Raw genomic sequence first — 1,175 nt, forward strand, 5'->3', positions numbered from 1 at the left:
ATTTTAAACCATAAGTTTATTTACGGGTGGATCTTATATGATAATTATATATATATATATATATTGATAAAAAGGTTAAAAATTCTTTAATAACCATTGAATATATGAAATATTTTAACTAATAAATTAACAATTATGTCTATAAATTCATACATATATTTATTTTTAGCAAATAAATAACCTTCATTAAAAAGGTTTATAGTTGCGATTTTAAAAAATAAAAAAGGTGAGTTTAACACCTTTATTAAATTTTTTTATTTTAAATATTTACTTTTTTAGGATGGATTTTTAGTTGAAATCAATAGTTTTTGAATCTTCTTTTAGCTTTTTTAGCCTTTTTTGCTGTTCATCAATTATCTTATTGGTAAAATTATGCATTTTTTCAACGGCATCATATGGGCTAGTATAAAACGGTTCATATGGATTTGATATATATACCTTAAATTGAATTTTTTCTCGCAATTCTCTAAAGGCTTGTTCACGATATTTAATAAGTTCTTCCTTAGGATAAGTAATACCAATATTAGATAAATCAGATTCCTTTATTACTTTTCCATAAGAGGTAATAAATGTATTTCCAAAATCTTTATATTGTGAATATGTTTTTTCTAAAGTTTGAACTTGTTTGATATACTCTTTAACTAAATTAGCTCGTTGCTCAACATCTCAAAGAGTTGTTGTGTCGTCAATTGGACGATTTATCATATTGAAATAATCATAAATTTGATCTTCAATTTCTTCTATTTGAATTTCCAAAACATCTTCAAAAAAATTTTTAACCTTCTTAATTTCAGATTCAACAAAACCACTAAATTTAGTACTTATTTCATCTTCTAATTCTTTATGATTTTTTGTATCCTTCTTTAAATCTCTTAATAAAGTATCTTTTTCTTCCTGAGTAAATGGCAATTTTTTACCACTAAAAACTTCGAATAATGCATTTATTTTTTGATCACTTGTTATTATAAAAGGTTCATCATCTTCATCTCAAGGAACATTGTGTTCTGGTTCATTTGGAAACAAAACTATTCCTTTATCATTGTTTAATAAAAAATCAAAACCTTGCTTGCCTTCTTTTGATCTATCATAATGTTTATATAAATTCTTGTAATAAAAATTATCAATTACATTCTTAATTTCTTCATTAGTTGGATCACCAAAATCAATTTCAATTT

1 protein-coding gene is annotated in these 1,175 nt (G+C 23.3%); it reads right to left on the reverse strand.

What is annotated here, in order from left to right; translation table 4 throughout:
• Positions 1-288: 288 nt before the first annotated feature.
• Positions 289-1,175: hypothetical protein (locus ACWXVP_RS03215; RefSeq protein ID WP_456013064.1), on the reverse strand; the 887-nt coding region annotated here is incomplete at its 5' end.

The sequence above is a fragment of the Mycoplasma sp. 1781 genome (assembly GCF_053851675.1).